General features: G+C 73.7%; 17 protein-coding genes. 12 read left to right on the forward strand and 5 right to left on the reverse strand.

Features of this window, described 5'->3' with window-relative positions:
- The first annotated feature begins 1 nt into the window (after position 1).
- The 4 genes from AC6EH9_RS04965 to AC6EH9_RS04980 all read left to right on the forward strand — a co-directional run bounded on the left by AC6EH9_RS04965 (position 2) and on the right by AC6EH9_RS04980 (position 3,589).
- Positions 2-595: a hypothetical protein gene (locus AC6EH9_RS04965; RefSeq protein ID WP_498421139.1), complete on the forward strand. Its 594-nt coding sequence runs from the start codon at positions 2-4 to the stop codon at positions 593-595.
- 153 nt (positions 596-748) lie between these two features.
- Positions 749-1,195: a type II toxin-antitoxin system PemK/MazF family toxin gene (locus AC6EH9_RS04970; RefSeq protein WP_498421141.1), complete on the forward strand. Its 447-nt coding sequence runs from the start codon at positions 749-751 to the stop codon at positions 1,193-1,195.
- Positions 1,192-2,064 carry an aldo/keto reductase gene (locus AC6EH9_RS04975; RefSeq protein ID WP_498421143.1) on the forward strand — a complete coding sequence of 291 codons (873 nt, stop codon included), beginning with the start codon at positions 1,192-1,194 and terminating at the stop codon, positions 2,062-2,064. The genes AC6EH9_RS04970 and AC6EH9_RS04975 overlap by 4 nt, the downstream gene beginning before the upstream one ends.
- 160 nt (positions 2,065-2,224) lie before the next feature.
- Positions 2,225-3,589 carry an ABC transporter substrate-binding protein gene (locus AC6EH9_RS04980; RefSeq protein WP_498421145.1) on the forward strand — a complete coding sequence of 455 codons (1,365 nt, stop codon included), beginning with the start codon at positions 2,225-2,227 and terminating at the stop codon, positions 3,587-3,589.
- Between the two features lie 3 nt (positions 3,590-3,592).
- Here AC6EH9_RS04980 and AC6EH9_RS04985 read toward each other — a convergent pair whose 3' ends face one another.
- Genes AC6EH9_RS04985 through AC6EH9_RS04995 form a run of 3 tightly spaced genes read right to left on the reverse strand, consistent with a single transcriptional unit; the run spans position 3,593 to position 5,930 of the window.
- Entirely contained in the window at positions 3,593-3,955 is a 363-nt protein-coding gene (locus tag AC6EH9_RS04985) for a hypothetical protein (RefSeq protein ID WP_498421147.1), read from the reverse strand.
- Complete coding sequence (locus AC6EH9_RS04990) at positions 3,952-5,298, reverse strand: HRDC domain-containing protein (RefSeq protein WP_498421149.1); 1,347 nt, start codon at positions 5,296-5,298, stop codon at positions 3,952-3,954. Before AC6EH9_RS04990 ends, AC6EH9_RS04985 begins: the two co-directional genes overlap by 4 nt.
- A 5-nt stretch (positions 5,299-5,303) precedes the next feature.
- Entirely contained in the window at positions 5,304-5,930 is a 627-nt protein-coding gene (locus AC6EH9_RS04995; protein ID WP_498421150.1) for a DUF3000 domain-containing protein, read from the reverse strand.
- Positions 5,931-6,000: 70 nt separating this feature from the next.
- Here AC6EH9_RS04995 and hemE point away from each other — a divergent pair, with 70 nt between their 5' ends.
- Together hemE and AC6EH9_RS05005 are read left to right on the forward strand one after the other, a co-directional pair.
- Positions 6,001-7,095, forward strand: a complete 1,095-nt coding sequence (gene hemE / locus AC6EH9_RS05000; protein ID WP_498421152.1) for a uroporphyrinogen decarboxylase — start codon at positions 6,001-6,003, stop codon at positions 7,093-7,095.
- 9 nt (positions 7,096-7,104) lie between these two features.
- On the forward strand, positions 7,105-7,629 hold the full coding sequence (locus tag AC6EH9_RS05005) for an SRPBCC family protein (protein ID WP_498421154.1): 525 nt from the start codon (positions 7,105-7,107) through the stop codon (positions 7,627-7,629).
- Here AC6EH9_RS05005 and AC6EH9_RS05010 read toward each other — a convergent pair.
- Positions 7,608-8,516, reverse strand: coding sequence for a LysR family transcriptional regulator (locus AC6EH9_RS05010; protein WP_498421157.1), 909 nt, complete (start codon positions 8,514-8,516; stop codon positions 7,608-7,610). The two genes, AC6EH9_RS05005 and AC6EH9_RS05010, sit on opposite strands and share 22 nt — an antisense overlap.
- 202 nt (positions 8,517-8,718) lie before the next feature.
- Between AC6EH9_RS05010 and AC6EH9_RS05015 the strand changes: the two genes are divergently transcribed.
- The 5 genes from AC6EH9_RS05015 to hemQ all read left to right on the forward strand — a co-directional run bounded on the left by AC6EH9_RS05015 (position 8,719) and on the right by hemQ (position 13,897).
- Positions 8,719-9,969 carry an SfnB family sulfur acquisition oxidoreductase gene (locus AC6EH9_RS05015; protein WP_498421159.1) on the forward strand — a complete coding sequence of 417 codons (1,251 nt, stop codon included), beginning with the start codon at positions 8,719-8,721 and terminating at the stop codon, positions 9,967-9,969.
- A 56-nt stretch (positions 9,970-10,025) separates the two neighbouring features.
- Positions 10,026-11,174 carry an LLM class flavin-dependent oxidoreductase gene (locus tag AC6EH9_RS05020; protein ID WP_498421160.1) on the forward strand — a complete coding sequence of 383 codons (1,149 nt, stop codon included), beginning with the start codon at positions 10,026-10,028 and terminating at the stop codon, positions 11,172-11,174.
- Positions 11,171-11,689: a flavin reductase family protein gene (locus AC6EH9_RS05025; RefSeq protein WP_498421161.1), complete on the forward strand. Its 519-nt coding sequence runs from the start codon at positions 11,171-11,173 to the stop codon at positions 11,687-11,689. The genes AC6EH9_RS05020 and AC6EH9_RS05025 overlap by 4 nt, the downstream gene beginning before the upstream one ends.
- 64 nt (positions 11,690-11,753) lie before the next feature.
- Positions 11,754-13,142, forward strand: coding sequence for a protoporphyrinogen oxidase (gene hemG / locus AC6EH9_RS05030; RefSeq protein ID WP_498421163.1), 1,389 nt, complete (start codon positions 11,754-11,756; stop codon positions 13,140-13,142).
- Between the two features lie 56 nt (positions 13,143-13,198).
- Entirely contained in the window at positions 13,199-13,897 is a 699-nt protein-coding gene (hemQ, locus tag AC6EH9_RS05035; protein WP_498421165.1) for a hydrogen peroxide-dependent heme synthase, read from the forward strand.
- 13 nt (positions 13,898-13,910) lie between these two features.
- Here hemQ and msrB read toward each other — a convergent pair whose 3' ends face one another.
- Positions 13,911-14,309: a peptide-methionine (R)-S-oxide reductase MsrB gene (msrB, locus tag AC6EH9_RS05040; protein ID WP_498421168.1), complete on the reverse strand. Its 399-nt coding sequence runs from the start codon at positions 14,307-14,309 to the stop codon at positions 13,911-13,913.
- Positions 14,310-14,382: 73 nt separating this feature from the next.
- Here msrB and AC6EH9_RS05045 point away from each other — a divergent pair, with 73 nt between their 5' ends.
- Positions 14,383-15,477, forward strand: a complete 1,095-nt coding sequence (locus tag AC6EH9_RS05045) for a ferredoxin reductase (protein ID WP_498421169.1) — start codon at positions 14,383-14,385, stop codon at positions 15,475-15,477.
- Positions 15,478-15,479: the final 2 nt, after the last annotated feature.

Genomic DNA, 15,479 nt, shown 5'->3' on the forward strand with positions numbered 1-15,479 from the left:
GATGAGCGAGCGCCGTCACCACAAGCCGATGGTGCCCGGCGCCGACTTCATCGAGGCGGCCACCGGCGGCGCCGACCCGGCCGTCCTGCGCGAGGCCGCCGAGCAGGCGGCCCAGCTGCTGGTCCGCGGCGCCCGGCGCAAGGGCGACCCCGAGACCGCCGAGCGGGTGGTGCGCCTGGCCGAGGACGAGGGCCTGGAGACCCTGGCCGAGCTGTGGTCCGGGGCGCCGGCCGACTCGCTGGCCGGCAGCCTGTGGCGGCTCTACCTGCTGCGCGGCTGGGTCTACGCCGACCCCGTCGGCGTCGCCCGCGAGTTCGAGGCCGGCCGGGTCCGCGCCCAGGTCGCCCGGGTGGTCGCCGGGGTGGCCGACCCGCCGAGCCCCGAGGGCCTGAAGCTGATGGTCGACGAGGTGCTGCGCGGCATCGCCACCGCCGACTACGCCGACGTGCTCTTCCGCGCGGCGGCGTTCGCCCGGGTGGTCGCCACCGGCCGCGCCGCGCTCGGCGCGCAGCCGGTCACCGCCGGCCGGATGCTGACCCTCGCCGAGCAGCTCGAGGCCGCCGGGCACTTCGAGCTCGAGCACCGACTGGCCTAGCGGGTAGACTGTGCGCGGTACGCCGGACCGCGGCAGCCCCGGGTCCCAAAATAAGCCGCTTCGAGCGGCCACGCGCCGTGAGGCGCTCCCGGTCCGGCGTACCACTCTCACGTCCGCCCGGTCGGCCTTTCCCCGGCGCCTAGGCTCACTGGCATGAGCTTCCTGAGCCGGGCCCTGTCCCAGGTCCTCCCGCGGCGCGGCGGCGCCGTCCAGAGCCGGGCCACCCAGACCTATGCCCCGCAGCGCGACGGAGAGCCCGACCCCGGCGAGGTGGTCTGGGCGTGGGTGGCCTACGAGGACGACCCCGCCCAGGGCAAGGACCGCCCGGTGCTGATCGTGGCCGAGGACGGCCCGGCCTGGCTAGGTCTGTACCTCACCAGCAAGGACCACGACCGCGACGCCGCCGACGAGGCCCGCTGGGGTCGGCACTGGATGGACGTGGGCACCGGGGGCTGGGACCGTCAGGGCCGCCCCAGCGAGGTCCGTCTGGACCGCCTGCTGCGCCTGGAGCGTGGCGACGTGCGCCGCGAGGGCGCCGCCCTGGCGCGTCCCGTCTTCGACAGCGTCGTCGCCGAGGCGCGACGCTTCCATTCCCTGTGAGCGCCCTGAGGACCCGCCTGCTCGGCGATCGGCCGGTCAGCGCGCTGGGTCTGGGGGCGATGCCGCTCTCGCGCCCCGGACGCGACGGCGCCGTGCCCGACCGGGCCCGGGCGATCGCCACCGTGCACGCCGCGCTGGACGCGGGGATCACCCTGGTCGACACCGCGGACTGCTACGCGCCCGACGGGTACGGGCTGGGGCACAACGAGGAGCTGGTCGCCGAGGCGCTGCGCGGGCGCGGTGAGGACGTGCTGGTCGCCACCAAGGGCGGCATCCGCCGCGACGGCGCCGCCTGGCCGGTCGACGGGCGCCCCGAGTGGATCCGCAGCGCCGCCGAGGGGTCCCTGCGCCGCCTGGGCACCGACAGCATCGGCCTGTACCAGCACCACCGCCCCGACCCGGCGGTCCCCTACGCGGAGACCATCGGCGCGTTCCGCGAGCTGTACGACGCGGGCCTGGTGCAGCGGGTCGGGCTCTCCAACGCCGACCCGGCCCAGATCCGCGAGGCCCAGGCGATCCTGGGCCCGGCGCTGGTCAGCGTGCAGAACCAGCTCAGCCCCGCCTTCCGCTCCAGCCTCGGCGAGGTCGCCCTGTGCGCCGAGCTCGGACTGGCCTTCCTGCCCTGGAGCCCCCTGGGTGGGATGCAGGGCGCCGCCGACCTCGGCTCGACGTACGCGCCCTTCGCGCAGGTGGCCGCCCGGCACGGGGTCAGCGCGCAGCAGGTCTGCCTGGCGTGGCTGCTCGGCCTGGGCGAGCACGTGGTGCCGATCCCGGGCGCCAGCCGGCCCGCCTCGCCTGCCGCCTCGGTACGTGCGCTATCTCTCACCCTGAGCGCTGAGGATGTCGCGCTGCTCGAGGGCGCCGGGTGAGTCGATATCGTGACGTGCGAATGTCCGGAGCCCGATCGGCGGCCCGGTTGCAGGCAGGGAGAGGAGCGCGCGGGTGACATCGCGTCGTGAGGAGGCCCCCGGTATGGGGCCAGGGCACAACCAGGGCAGGACGCCCACCTCAGGTGCGCGAGGACGCCGCGTGCGTCGGCGCCCCGCCTGGCTGGCGGCCGCCCTGGCGTTGGCGCTGTCGGCGACCACCGTCGCGTGCACCCAGGAGAGTGACGGGCCGGACGGGAGCCAGAGCCCGTCGCCCACCGCCGCGCCCACCGAGCTCACCTTCGGCGTCTACGGGCCGGAGGCGGAGATCACCGCCTTCACCGACGTCGTCGAGGCCTACAACTCGCTGGCCGACAACAGCACCGTCACGCTGCGCACCTGGCGCGACCACGAGGAGGCGGCGACCGCGATGCAGGACGAGGGGCGCGTCCCCGACGTCTTCTTCGCGACCCGTGACGACCTGGCCTGGCTGGGCGAGGACCACCTGAGCCAGCCGGTCGACGAGCTGCTCGACGAGCGAGGCGTCGACTTCGGCGACGTCTACTCCCGCGACGCCCTGCAGGCCTTCAGCAGCGACAACCGGCTGCAGTGCATGCCCTACGGCATCTCGCCGATGGTGATCTTCTACAACACCAAGCTCATCGACTTCGAGCGGATGCGCGAGCGCGGCCTGCCGGCCCCGACCTCCAACGCCTCCTGGACGATGGAGCAGTTCACCGCCGCCGCCGAGACCGCCACCCGGCCGCGGCGCGGCACCCGGGGCGTGCACATCGACCCCAGCGTCACCGGGCTCGCGCCGTTCATCGTCTCCGGGCGCGGTCGGGTCTTCAACGAGGAGACCTCGCCCACGTCGCTGGCCTTCTCCGACGAGTCCACCCAGAGCGCCCTCGAGCGGACCCTGCAGCTGCTGCGGACCCCCTACCTGACGCTGACCGAGGCCCAGCTCGCCAAGGCCGACCCGGTGGAGTGGTTCAAGCGCGGCAAGGTCGGCATGATCGCCGGGTACCGCTCACTGGTCCCGCAGCTGCGCGAGGTGCCCGGCCTCGACTTCGATGTGATGCCGATGCCCACCCTCGACGACGAGGCGACGCTGGGCGACATCACCGGGCTGTGCATGTCCGCCGACGCCGCCGACCCCGGCGAGGCGGCCGACTTCATGACCTACGCGCTCTCCACGATGGCGGTCGAGCGGGTGGTGCGGGCCGGCTACCTGGTCCCGGCCAACCTCGAGGTCGCCGAGTCCGACGTCTTCCTGCAGCCCGGACGGATGCCGGAGGGTGCGGCGGTGTTCAACCGCCGGGTCCGCGACATCACCATGCTGCCGGTGATCGACGACTGGGAGCAGCTGGAGGAGGCGGTCCGACCCGGGCTGCGTCAGCTGGTCACCGTGCCGGTGCTCGAGCTCACCGAGATGACCGAGCGGATCGACGAGGAGTCGCGACGCGTGCTCGACCCGGAGTGGAGCGAGGACGACGCCAGCGAGAGCCCGGAGCCCGAGGAGCGGTGAGCCTCAGCGGGGGGTCTGCTGGTGGAAGACCAGCCGCCAGCCGGCCTCCCGCCGTACGTAGTGGCTGCTGATCAGCGCGGAGTAATCCGCGGCTCCCTCGCGCCGGGCGAGCACGCCGTAGGCGACGATGCCGGTCTCCGGCATCGGCTGGAAGACCCACAGGTCCTGCATCTCGTAGGACGCCCAGGGCTGGCCCGACAGCGAGGCGATGATCGCGTCCCGGTCGTCGAGCACCAGCCCGCCGGGAAGCAGCATCACCACCGTGTGGTCCAGGACGCCGTCGTAGAACTCGGCAGCCTCGCCGGGGGAGGCGGACAGCGCGCGCCAGCCCTGCTCCTCCAGATCCACCAGCTCGCTCTGGGTCATGACTCGGTCCCTCCGTCCTCGATGCTGTGCTCGGTGCTGTGCTCGGTGAGCTGGGTGTCCTGAGTCTGCTCCGCGGCCAGGATCGCCTCCACCAGGGCCGGCGTGGCCAGCTCGACCTGCCAGGGCCGCGCGCCGTACCCGGCCAGCTGCTCGGCGACGCCGGCGGCGAGCGTCTCGTCGTCGCGGGCGCTCGGGGGCTCCCACAGCACCCGGCGCAGGTGGTCGGGGGTGAGCAGGTTCTCGACCGGCAGCTTGAGCCCCTGGGCGAGGCCGCTGAGCATCTCGCGGGCCAGCTGCAGCCGGCGGGCCGCGACGGCGTCCTTCTCGGCCCAGGCGCGGGGCAGGGGCGGGCCCTCGCTGCGCTGGGTGCGGGCGGGCAGCGCCGACTCGGGCATCTCCTGGACCTCGCGCAGCGCCTCGACCCAGCGCGAGGCGTAGCGCTCGGCCCCCCGGCCGTGGAAGCCGCGGGTGGACAGCAGCGCGGCCCGGTCGGTCGGCATCGCCTGCGCGGCCGCGATGATCGCGGCGTCGGGGATGATCCGGCCCGGGGTGACGTCGCGCTGCTCGGCGATCCGGTCCCGGGCCTGCCACAGGGCGCGCACCGCGCCGAGGGCTCGGCGCCCGCGCAGCTTGTGGGTGCCCGAGACCCGGCGCCAGGGCTCGGCGCGGACGGTCGGCTGATGGCCGAGCAGGTGCTCGAACTCCTGGCGCGCCCACTCGGTCTTGCCGGCCGCCTCGAGCTGCTCGATCATCGCCTCGCGCAGCTCGAGCAGCACCTCGACGTCGAGCGCGGCGTACTCCAGCCACGGCTGGGGCAGCGGTCGGGTCGACCAGTCCACCGCCGAGTGCTCCTTGCGCATCCGGCGCCCGATGATCGTCTCGACCAGGGTGGCCAGGCCGACCCGGGGATAGCCCAGCAGTCGTCCGGCGAGCTCGGTGTCGAACAGCGACGCGGGGTGCAGCCCGACCTCGGCGAGGCAGGCGAGGTCCTGGGTGGCGGCGTGCAGGATCCACTCCGCGTCGCCCAGCGCCTGCTGCAGCACGACCAGGTCGTCGAAGGCGATCGGGTCGACCAGGGCCGTGCCCGCACCCTCGCGGCGCAGCTGGATCAGGTAGGCGCGCGCCGAGTAACGGTAGCCCGAGGCGCGCTCGGCGTCGATCGCCACCGGTCCGGTGCCGGCGGCGAAGTCCGCGCACACCCGGGCCAGCGCCTCCTCGGTGTCGACCACCGGCGTCAGGCCGTCGCGCAGCTCCAGCAGCGGCACCGGCTCCGGCGGCTCGGTCGGGGCCTGGCTCTCGGCCGGCGTCTGTGCGGGGCTCTCGTGGTTCTCGTCGTCAGCCATCATCGTCAGGGCGTCGGGCCGCGCTGTCCGCGCCGACTGGGCATCGCGGTCACGCCCTCGGGGACGGGAGGCAGCCCCACGGTGGTGCACAGCAGCTCGCCCCACGCCTCGACGTGGGGAGCGATGTCCCAGTGCTCGTCCTCGTCGGGAGTCGGCGTCCAGGAGGCGCGGATCTCGACCTGGGCGGTGCCCTCCTCGTCGCTCATCGCGCCGAAGCTCTCGGTGGCGACCAGGGTGACCGTGCCGGAGGGGGCGGTGTACGCCGCGCCGTGCGCCTCCAGCGCCTCGACCAGCCAGGACCAGCCCACGCCGGCCAGCAGCGGGTCGCTGATCATCTCGGGGTCGATCTCCGCGCGGACGTAGGCCACGCAGCGGAAGGTGCCGTCCCAGGCGTCGTTGCCGGCGGGGTCGTGGAGCAGGATGATCCGCCCGGTGCCGACATCGATCTCGTCGACGGTGACGTCGGCCGACAGGGCCGCCGCGTACGGCGCGATCCGCTGGGGCGCCGGCATCTCCTCGCAGAAGACCTCCGGGCGCAGGCGCGCGCCACGCATCGCCTCCACCGCGTCCCGGAACTCGGGGGGTGTGATGCCCGCACCCGTTCCCGGGTACGTCTCCTGACGCACGACCATGCCCCCACAGTAGGCCCGCCGGCCCGCTGCCGATGTGCCAACACGCCGTCTGACCTGCGAGGATCAGAGGGTGACGAGCGACTCCCCAGCACAGCCCGCAACGACGCGGCCCAGCCTCCCTGCTCTGCCCGACCACCTCGCCGGGAGCGCCTTCCTGCGCGCCGCGCGCGGTGAGCCCGTCGCGCACACCCCGGTGTGGTTCATGCGCCAGGCCGGACGCTCGCTGCCGGAGTACCGCAGGCTCCGCGAGGGCGTGGGGATGCTCGAGTCCTGCATGGACCCGGGGCTGGTCACCGAGATCACCCTGCAGCCGGTGCGCCGCTACGGGGTGGACGCGGCGATCTTCTTCTCCGACATCGTGCTGCCGCTCAAGGCGGTCGGCGTCGACCTCGACATCGTGGCCGGCGTCGGCCCGGTGGTCGCCAAGCCGGTGCGCACCCTCGACGACGTGGCCGCGATCGAGGACCTCACCCCCGAGCACGTGCCGTTCATCACCGAGGCGGTGCGCTCGCTGGTGGGCGAGCTGGGCTCGACGCCGCTGATCGGCTTCGCCGGCGCGCCGTTCACGGTCGCGTCGTACCTGGTCGAGGGCGGGCCGTCCAAGGAGCACGCCAAGACCAAGGCGATGATGTTCGGCGCGCCGCAGGTGTGGGACGCGCTGATGCGCAAGATCGCCGACATGGCCGCCACCTACCTCGAGGTGCAGGTGGCTGCCGGCGCCTCCGCCGTGCAGCTGTTCGACTCGTGGGCCGGTGCGCTCACCCCGGGCGACTACACCGAGCACGTGATGCCGCACTCCGCGCGGGTGCTGGCCCGGGCCGGGGAGCTCGGGGTGCCGCGGATCCACTTCGGGGTGGGCACCACCAACCTGCTGACGCTGATGGGGGAGGCCGGCGCCGACGTCGTCGGGGTCGACTGGCGCACGCCGCTGACCTCGGCCCTCCCGCTGGTCGGCGACCGGGGGGTGCAGGGCAACCTCGACCCGACCCTGGTCTTCGCGCCCACCGACGTGATGACGGCGCGCGCGGCGGAGGTGATCGAGGCCGGCCGGGCGGCGAAGGGGCACATCTTCAACCTCGGCCACGGAGTGATCCCCTCCACCGACCCCGACCAGCTCGCCCGGCTGACCGAGTTCGTGCAGTCCTACCCCTTGACCGCCCCGTAGTCTCACCTCATGACGCAGCACAGCGGGTCCGAGGCGCCGGAGCAGGGCGAGGCAGCGACCGGGGCGGAGCCGCGCCGGATCTCGGTGACCCGGGATATCGGGGCTCCGGCGGCGGCGGTGTTCGACGAGATCGCCGACCCGCAGGGTCACGTCCGCATCGACGGCTCCGGGATGCTCGTGGCGACCTCGGCGGCCGCCCGGCTCGCGGCCGTCGGCGACAGCTTCACCATGGACATGGACCGCGAGCCGCTGGGCGACCTGCCGATGGGGCGCTACACGGTCGTCAACACCGTCACCCGGATCGTGCCCGACCGGCTCCTGGAGTGGAGCGTGGGCGCCGAGGGCCGCACCCCGATCGGGCACGTCTACGGCTACGAGCTCGAGCCGCTGGCCGAGGGCGGCACCCGCGTCACGTCGTACTGCGACTGGACGGACCTGCATCCCAAGCTGCGCGACAAGCTGACGTTCCCGATCGTCCCGGCCTCGATGCTCGAGACGTCGCTGGAGAACCTTCAGGCGCTGCTCGAGCGGTAGTCGCGGGCGTGGGCCACCAGCAGTGAGCGCAGCTCCTCGACGGCGGGTGGGGCCGGGTCCTGGGGGCGCTCGAGCAGCACCAGGTCGACGCCGGTGGCGTCCTCGAGCGGACGGTGGGTGAGCACGCCCGCCACCACGAGCGGGTCGCCGGCCACGCTGTAGTCGGGCAGCACGGTCACGCCGAGCCCCTCGGCGACCATCAGCTTGCCCATCTCCGCGCCGTCGGTGCTCGACGCGATCGGCGGCATCCGCGGGCCCAGCACCCGGTGCACGAAGCGGTGCATCAGGTAGCCCGCGCGCATCGCCACGAAGCTCTCGGTGCGCAGGTCCTCGAGGGTGACCACCTCCTGGGCGGCGAGCCGGTGGTCCGCCCGGCAGACCAGCGCCGGGCGTCCCTGCAGCAGCCGCGCGCAGCGCAGGTCGGCCGGTGCGTCGTCGCCGTCCAGCAGGTTCACCAGGCCCAGGTCGAGAGCCCCCTCGGCGAGCTGGCGGTGGATCTCCTCCTGCTGCAGGTTCACGATCTCGACGGTGGTGCCCGGCCGGCTCTGCGCCAGCGCCCGCACCGCCGGCACCAGCAGTGTCGAGGTGGCCGCGCTGACCGTGCCGACCCGGACCAGGCGGGCCGCCTGGCTCTGGTCGCCGGCCGCGGTGCGCAGCCGCTGGACGGCCTCCATCACCTCCGCGATCTGCGGCAGCAGGTCCCTGCCCCGGCGGCTGATCCGGGTGCCGCTGCGGCTGCGGTCCAGCAGGCTGACCCCCAGCTCGCGCTCGAGGTTGCGCAGGGCCTCGCTCAGCGCGGGCTGGGAGATGTGCAGCTGCTCGCTGGTACGGCGCAGCGAGCCGTGCCGGGTCACGGCGGTGAGGTACTCCAGCTGTTCGGTGCGCATGTGGCCTCTCGGGGGTGCGGGCGGAGCGGGCGGGACGGGAGCCGCCGATGCCGGAGGTGAGAGGCAGAGCCTGCACCCCCCTCGTCAACGGCTGGCGCCTTTCTCCTTGCCTGCGGCGCGCCCGTCGAGCAGTTTTGTTCAGTCAGCATATAAAGTCGAGTAACTTGCTAGACAAAACCGCCCTGCAGTCCAAGGAGAAACCATGTGTCCCTCAGGGTCCCCGCACACGGCCACGCAGGCCCGTCCAGCCTCGATCGCGGAGCCCACGGGTCGGGTGCCCGTGCTCAGCGCCGACGAGGCGATCCGGGTGGCCGCCGATCTCGGTGGGATGCTCGCCGCGGACGCGGCGCGTCGCGACGCCGAGCGGGTGCTGCCCGCCGCGGAGCTCGACCTGCTCTCGGCCAGCGGCCTGCTGGCGAGCACCGTCCCCGCCGCCCACGGTGGGGCGGACCTCGACGCCGAGACCCTCGCCGAGGTCTTCCGCCTGCTCGCCGCCGGCGACCCCAGCGTCGCGCAGATCCCGCACAGCCACTTCGTCTACGTCAACGTGCTGCGCCACCAGGGGACGCCGGCGCAGCAGGCGTTCTTCTTCGCCGAGGTGCTCGCCGGCAAGCGGTTCGGCAACGCCCAGTCCGAGGTCGGCACCAAGCACGTGCGCGACATCCGGACCACGCTGAGCCCCGCGGGCGACGGGAGCTGGGTGCTCGACGGCGTCAAGGGCTACAGCACCGGCGCCCTCTTCGCCGACTGGATCCCGGTCCTGGCCCACCTGGACGTGGACGGGCCCTTGCACGTGGCCTGGGTGGAGCGGACCGCCCCCGGCGTGAGCGTCGTCGACGACTGGAACGGGATGGGCCAGCGCACCACGGCCAGCGGCACGGTGCGCCTGGAGTCCGTGGCCGTCGACGCGGCCCGGATCACGCCGTACCACCTGACCTTCACCGGACCGCAGACGTTCGGCGCCTTCGCTCAGCTGCTGCACGCCGCGCTCGACGTGGGCATCGCCCGCGCGGCCGTCGACGAGGCGGCGCTGTTCGTGCGCACCAAGAGCCGCCCCTACCCCGACGCCGGCGTCGAGCGCGCCGCCGAGGACCCCCTGGTCGTGCACGCGCTGGGCCAGATGGAGGTCGCGGTGCGCGCGGCCGAGGCGGTACTCGCCGAGGCCGGCCGCGCCGTGGACCGGGCGAACGCGGCGCTGAGCGCGGAGTCGGCCGGCCAGGCCAGCCTGGCGGTGGCCGCCGCCCGCGCGCTCAGCACGTCCGCCTCGGTCGAGGTGTCCAGCCGGTTGTTCGAGGTCGCCGGGACCCGCTCGGCGCTGGACAGCCTGAACCTCAACCGGCACTGGCGCAACGCCCGCACCCACACCCTGCACGACCCGGCCGCCTGGAAGGTCCAGCACCTCGGCCGCTACGTCGTGGACGGCACCCTGCCGCCCAGCCACGGCCAGCTCTGAGCCGCATCCACCCGCATCCCGGCATCGCAGAACCCGCATCGACGAAGAGGACGACAATGACGCTCACTTTCCACTGGTTCCTCCCCACCAACGGAGGTGACGGCCGCTTCGTGGTCGGCGGCGGCCACGGCGTCGCTGCCGGACCGGCCGGCCGGCCGGCCTCCGTCCCCTACCTCGGGCAGGTCGCCCGCAGCGCCGAGCAGCTCGGCTTCGAGGCGGCACTGACCCCGACCGGCGCCTGGTGCGAGGACGCGTGGCTGTCCACCGCCATGCTCAGCTCGGTCTCGGAGCGGCTGAAGTTCCTGGTCGCCTTCCGTCCGGGCCTCACCTCGCCGACGCTGGCCGCGCAGATGGCCGCGACGTTCCAGAACCTGTCCGGCGGGCGGCTGCTGCTCAACGTGGTCACCGGCGGGGAGAGCCAGGAGCAGCGCGCCTACGGCGACTTCCTCGACAAGGAGGCCCGCTACGCCCGGTGCGGGGAGTTCCTCGAGGTGGTGCGTCGGCTCTGGGCGGGGGAGACCGTGGACTTCGCCGGCGAGCACCTGCGGGTGGAGGGCGCCGCGCTGGCCCAGCTGCCCGACCCGGTGCCCGCGATCTACTTCGGCGGCTCCTCCCCGGCCGCGGGGGAGGTGGCGGCCAAGCACGCCGACGTCTACCTGACCTGGGGCGAGCCGCCCGCCGCGGTGGCCGAGAAGATCGCCTGGATCCGCAAGCTCGCCGCCGAGCAGGGCCGCGAGCTCCGCTTCGGCATCCGGATGCACACGATCACCCGCGACACCTCCGACCTGGCCTGGGCCGAGGCCGACCGGCTGCTGGCCGGCATCGACGACGAGACCATCCGCACGGTCCAGGCCGGGCTGGCGCGCAGCGAGTCCGAGGGCCAGCGCCGGATGCTCGAGCTCAACCGCGGCAGTCGCGACGACCTCGAGATCTACCCCAACGTCTGGGCCGGCGTCGGGCTGGTCCGCGGCGGCGCCGGCACCGCGCTGGTGGGCAGCCACGAGGAGGTGGCCGACCGCATCGAGGAGTACCACGCGCTGGGCATCGACGAGTTCGTGCTCTCCGGCTACCCCCACCTGGAGGAGTCCTACGCCTTCGGTGAGGGAGTGCTGCCGGTGCTCGCCCAGCGCGGGCTGTGGCAGCACCCCACGCCGTCGACGTACCGCGCCTCGGTGCCGTTCGGCTCCAGGTCGGCCGCCTCGTGAGCGCCTCGCGTCTGGACCCGGTGGCGCTGCGACGCGCGTTCGGGGCGTTCCCCAGCGGCGTCGTCGCGGTCGCGGCCGAGGTGGACGGCGCCCACGTCGGGATGGCCGCGAGCTCGTTCACCTCCGTGTCGCTGGAGCCGGCCCTGGTGTCCTTCTCGATCGCCCGGACCAGCTCGACGTGGCCGGTGCTGCGCCGCGCGACGCGGCTGGGGGTCAGCGTGCTGGCCGACCACCACGCAGGGGTGTGCCGCCAGCTCGCCGGACCGGCCGCGAGCCGCTTCGACGGGCTCGCCCTGGGCGTGCGCGACGGGGGAGCGGTGCTGGTCTCGGATGCCGTCGCCTCCTTCGAGTGCAGCATCCACCGCGAGATCGAGGCGGGCGACCACGTCCTGGTGCTGCTGCACCTGCACGCGATCGCGGACCTGGGTCACCGCTCGCCGCTGGTGTTCCACCGCAGCGGCTTCACCCGGCTGCACGCCGTACCGGCCGGTGACGTGCTGGGCGCGACCGGATGAGCGCCGCCGAGCAGGCGCCGAGCCCGGTCTGAGCGCGGCTCGCGGGGTCTGAGAGATTGGAGCCGTGAGCACAACACGACAGGTGACAGTCGTCGGCGGCGGCCTCGCGGGGCTCTGCGCAGCACGAGCCCTCGCGGACGCCGGCCACGAGGTGCGGGTGCTCGAGGGCGCGGGTCGCGCCGGCGGCAAGATCCGCCGCACCGCGGTCGGGGGAGTCGTCGTCGACGTCGGCGCCGAGGCGATGCTCAACCGCCGCCCCGAGGCGGTCGGGCTGGCCCGCGAGCTGGGGCTGCCGATCGAGCACCCCACCGGCGCCTCCTCACAGGTGTGGACCTACGGGGCGCTGCGCCCGATGCCCCGCTCGCTGATGGGCGTGCCGATGGACCTGCCCCAGCTCGAGGCGTCCGGGGTGCTCTCGGCGGCCGGGCTGGCCCGGGTCCGCGAGGAGCCCTCGCTGCCCCCCACCCGGCTGGGCGACGACCAGGACGTCTCGGTCGGCGAGCTGGTCGCGGCCCGCCTCGGCGACGAGGTGGTCGACCAGCTGGTGGAGCCGCTGCTCGGCGGGGTCTACGCCGGCGACGCGCGTGCCCTCTCGGCTCGGGCCACCGTGCCGATGCTGGTCTCGCTGCTGGGCCGCGGCTCGCTGCTGGAGGCGGCCGCGGCGATGCCGCCCCCCTCGGGCGGCCCGGTCTTCGCCGGCATCCCCGGCGGGATGGGGCAGCTCACCGAGGCGCTGGCCGCCTCCGGCGACTTCGCCGTCGAGCTCGACGCGCCGGTGCGCGAGCTGCGGCGCACCGCCGACGGCTTCGAGCTCCTCACCGGGCCGACGACGGCCCCGCGCACGGTGCGCGCCACCGACGTCGTGCTCGCCACGCCCGCAGCACCGACCGCCCGGCTGCTGGCCGGCCTGGCGCCGGCCGCGGCGAGCGAGCTGGCCGGGATCGAGTACGCCTCGATGGCGGTGGTCACCTTCGCGTTCCGCGCCGACGACCTGCCCGAGCTGGCCGGCTCGGGCTTCCTGGTCCCGCCCCGGGACGGCCGCCGGATCAAGGCCTCGACGTTCTCGGCCAACAAGTGGTCGTGGGTCCGCGAGGCCGGCCGCGGTGCCGGACCGGGCGGCGCGGACCTGGTCATGCTGCGGACCTCCATCGGCCGCCACCGCGAGGAGGCGTCGCTGCAGGTGCCCGACGAGGAGCTGGTGCGGGTCTCGCTCGAGGACCTCGCCGAGGCGGCCGGGATCCGCGCCGTGCCGGTCGACACCCACGTCCAGCGCTGGGGCGGCGGGCTGCCGCAGTACGCGGTGGGCCACCTCGACCGCGTGGCACGCATCCGCGCCGACATCGCCCGCGAGATCGGGCCGCGGCTGGTCGTCTGCGGCGCGGCGTACGACGGAGTGGGCATCGCCGCCGTCGTCGCCTCCGCCCGCCGCGCCGCCGCCGCCCTCACTGCCTGACCCGCCGACTCCGACCCCGGGATCGGGCCGCGCCCGGGCAGCGGCACAATGGATCCATGACGTCCAACGCTGCCCGGGTTCGCGAGATCAACGACTCCATCCGCTACACGATGTGGTCGGTCTTCAAGCTCGATCGCGTGCTCGGCGACGCCGACCGCGCGAGCGAGGCCACCGAGGTCGAGCAGCTCTTCAAGGCGCTCGACGCCGACGGCGTGGTGGTGCGCGGCGTGTACGACGTGAGCGGCCTGCGCGCCGACGCCGACCTGATGATCTGGTGGCACGCCGAGACCTCCGAGCAGCTCCAGGACGCCTACAAGCGGTTCCGCCGCACCGCGTTCGGCAGCCGCCTCTCCCCGGTCTGGTCGCAGATGGCGCTGCACCGCCCGGCCGAGTTCAACAAGTCCCACGTGCCGGCGTTCCTCTCCAACGAGGAGCCCAAGAAGCACCTGTGCGTCTACCCGTTCGTGCGCTCCTACGAGTGGTACCTGCTCGAGGACTCCGAGCGCCGCCGGATGCTCGCCGACCACGGCCGGATGGCGCGCGACTACGTCGACGTGCGCGCCAACACCGTGTCCAGCTTCGCGCTCGGCGACTATGAGTGGATGCTCGCCTTCGAGGCCGACGAGCTCTACCGGATCGTGGACCTGATGCGCCACCTGCGCGGCTCCGAGGCGCGCCGCCACGTCCGCGAGGAGGTGCCGTTCTACACCGGCGCCCGCACCGAGGTCGGCGAGCTGCTCGACACCCTGCCCTGACCCGGCGGGCTGGCTACTGCTTCGGCTCCAGCGTGAGCGCCACGGAGTTGATGCAGTAGCGGTCGCCGGTCGGCGTGCCGTGCCCGTCGGGGAAGACGTGGCCCAGGTGCGAGCCGCAGTTGGTGCAGCGCACCTCGACCCGCTTCATGCCGTGCGAGGTGTCCTCGATGTACTCGATCGTGTCGCTGATCGGCTGGTAGAACGACGGCCAGCCGCACCCGGAGTGGAACTTCGTGTCGGAGCGGAAGAGCTCGGCGCGGCACGCCTTGCACCGGTAGACACCCGTGGTGTCGGTGTCGTTGTACTCGCCGGTGAACGGCCGCTCCGTGCCCGCCTGGCGGAGCACCGCGTACTCCTCGGGGGAGAGCTCGGCCCGCCACTGCTCGTCGGTCTTGTGCACCTGGTAAGCCATGACGCCCACCGTACCGGGCGAGAAGTGTGAACAGTGTCTTGACCAGTTGGGTCTACACCTGTTCACTGACGCAATGGCACTGTCCACGCCGCGGGTGCGGCCGGTGAAATGGGAGCGGGTCCGATCGGTGGGCTCGCGCCTGACCACGCCCCTGCACCCCGACGACTACCTCTCGCTGGTCAACCCGCTGTGGTCGGCGCGCGAGCTGCGCGGGCGCGTCGAGGAGGTCATCCCCGAGACCGAGGACGCCGCCACGCTGGTGATCCGCCCGGGCTGGGGCTGGCGCTACGACCACCGCCCCGGGCAGTACGTCGGGATCGGCGTGCAGGTGGACGGGCGCTTCCAGTGGCGCTCCTACTCGGTGAGCTCGGCGCCCGCGCGCTCGGGCAGGACGATCGCGATCACCGTCCGGGCGATGCCCGAGGGGCTGCTCTCCAGCCACCTCGTCGGCGGCCTGGAGCCGGGGACCATCGTCCGCCTCGCCCTGCCCGAGGGCGACTTCGTGCTGCCCGAACCGCCGCCGGCCAAGATGCTCTTCCTGGTCGGGGGCAGCGGCGTCACGCCGGTGATGGCGATGCTGCGGACCCTGGACCGGCGCGGCACGATGCCCGACGTCGTCATGCACTACTCCTCGCCCACCCCGGAGCGGATGATCTTCCGCGACGAGCTCGACGCGCTGGCCCGCACGCACCAGGGGCTCACCCTGCACCCGCTGCACACCGACCTGGACGGGATGCTGGACCTCGAGGCCGACCTGGACCGGATCTGCCCCGACTGGCGCGAGCGGGAGACCTGGGCCTGCGGGCCCGGCCCGATGCTGGACGCGGCCGAGAAGCACTGGGAGGCCGCGGGGGTGGCCGACCGACTGCACCTGGAGCGCTTCTCGCTCGACCTCGGCGGCGACGGGGGAGAGGGCGGCACGATCACCTTCCGCAACTCCCACAAGTCCACCGAGGTGGACGGGGCCACCACCATCCTCGAGGCCGGCGAGCAGGCCGGCGTCGGCATGCCCTACGGCTGCCGGATGGGGATCTGTCACACCTGCACGCTCACGCTCGTCTCGGGCACCGTGAAGGACCTGCGCAACGGCGACGAGTTCAACCAGCCCAACGAGCCGGTGCAGACCTGCGTCACGGCTGCCGTCGGCGACTGCACACTCGACATCTAGGA

Source organism: Nocardioides sp. Z21_20, from assembly GCF_059766585.1.

What these genes read in the sequence shown, in the direction of transcription:
- AC6EH9_RS04965 (WP_498421139.1), top strand. Translation starts at nt 2, where the DNA reads ATGAGCGAGCGCCGTCACCACAAGCCGATGGTGCCCGGCGCCGACTTC.
- AC6EH9_RS04970 (WP_498421141.1), top strand. Translation starts at nt 749, where the DNA reads ATGAGCTTCCTGAGCCGGGCCCTGTCCCAGGTCCTCCCGCGGCGCGGC.
- AC6EH9_RS04985 (WP_498421147.1), bottom strand. Translation starts at nt 3,955, where the DNA reads ATGACCCAGAGCGAGCTGGTGGATCTGGAGGAGCAGGGCTGGCGCGCG.
- AC6EH9_RS04990 (WP_498421149.1), bottom strand. Translation starts at nt 5,298, where the DNA reads ATGGCTGACGACGAGAACCACGAGAGCCCCGCACAGACGCCGGCCGAG.
- AC6EH9_RS04995 (WP_498421150.1), bottom strand. Translation starts at nt 5,930, where the DNA reads ATGGTCGTGCGTCAGGAGACGTACCCGGGAACGGGTGCGGGCATCACA.
- AC6EH9_RS05005 (WP_498421154.1), top strand. Translation starts at nt 7,105, where the DNA reads ATGACGCAGCACAGCGGGTCCGAGGCGCCGGAGCAGGGCGAGGCAGCG.
- AC6EH9_RS05010 (WP_498421157.1), bottom strand. Translation starts at nt 8,516, where the DNA reads ATGCGCACCGAACAGCTGGAGTACCTCACCGCCGTGACCCGGCACGGC.
- AC6EH9_RS05015 (WP_498421159.1), top strand. Translation starts at nt 8,719, where the DNA reads ATGTGTCCCTCAGGGTCCCCGCACACGGCCACGCAGGCCCGTCCAGCC.
- AC6EH9_RS05020 (WP_498421160.1), top strand. Translation starts at nt 10,026, where the DNA reads ATGACGCTCACTTTCCACTGGTTCCTCCCCACCAACGGAGGTGACGGC.
- hemQ (WP_498421165.1), top strand. Translation starts at nt 13,199, where the DNA reads ATGACGTCCAACGCTGCCCGGGTTCGCGAGATCAACGACTCCATCCGC.
- msrB (WP_498421168.1), bottom strand. Translation starts at nt 14,309, where the DNA reads ATGGCTTACCAGGTGCACAAGACCGACGAGCAGTGGCGGGCCGAGCTC.
- AC6EH9_RS05045 (WP_498421169.1), top strand. Translation starts at nt 14,383, where the DNA reads ATGGCACTGTCCACGCCGCGGGTGCGGCCGGTGAAATGGGAGCGGGTC.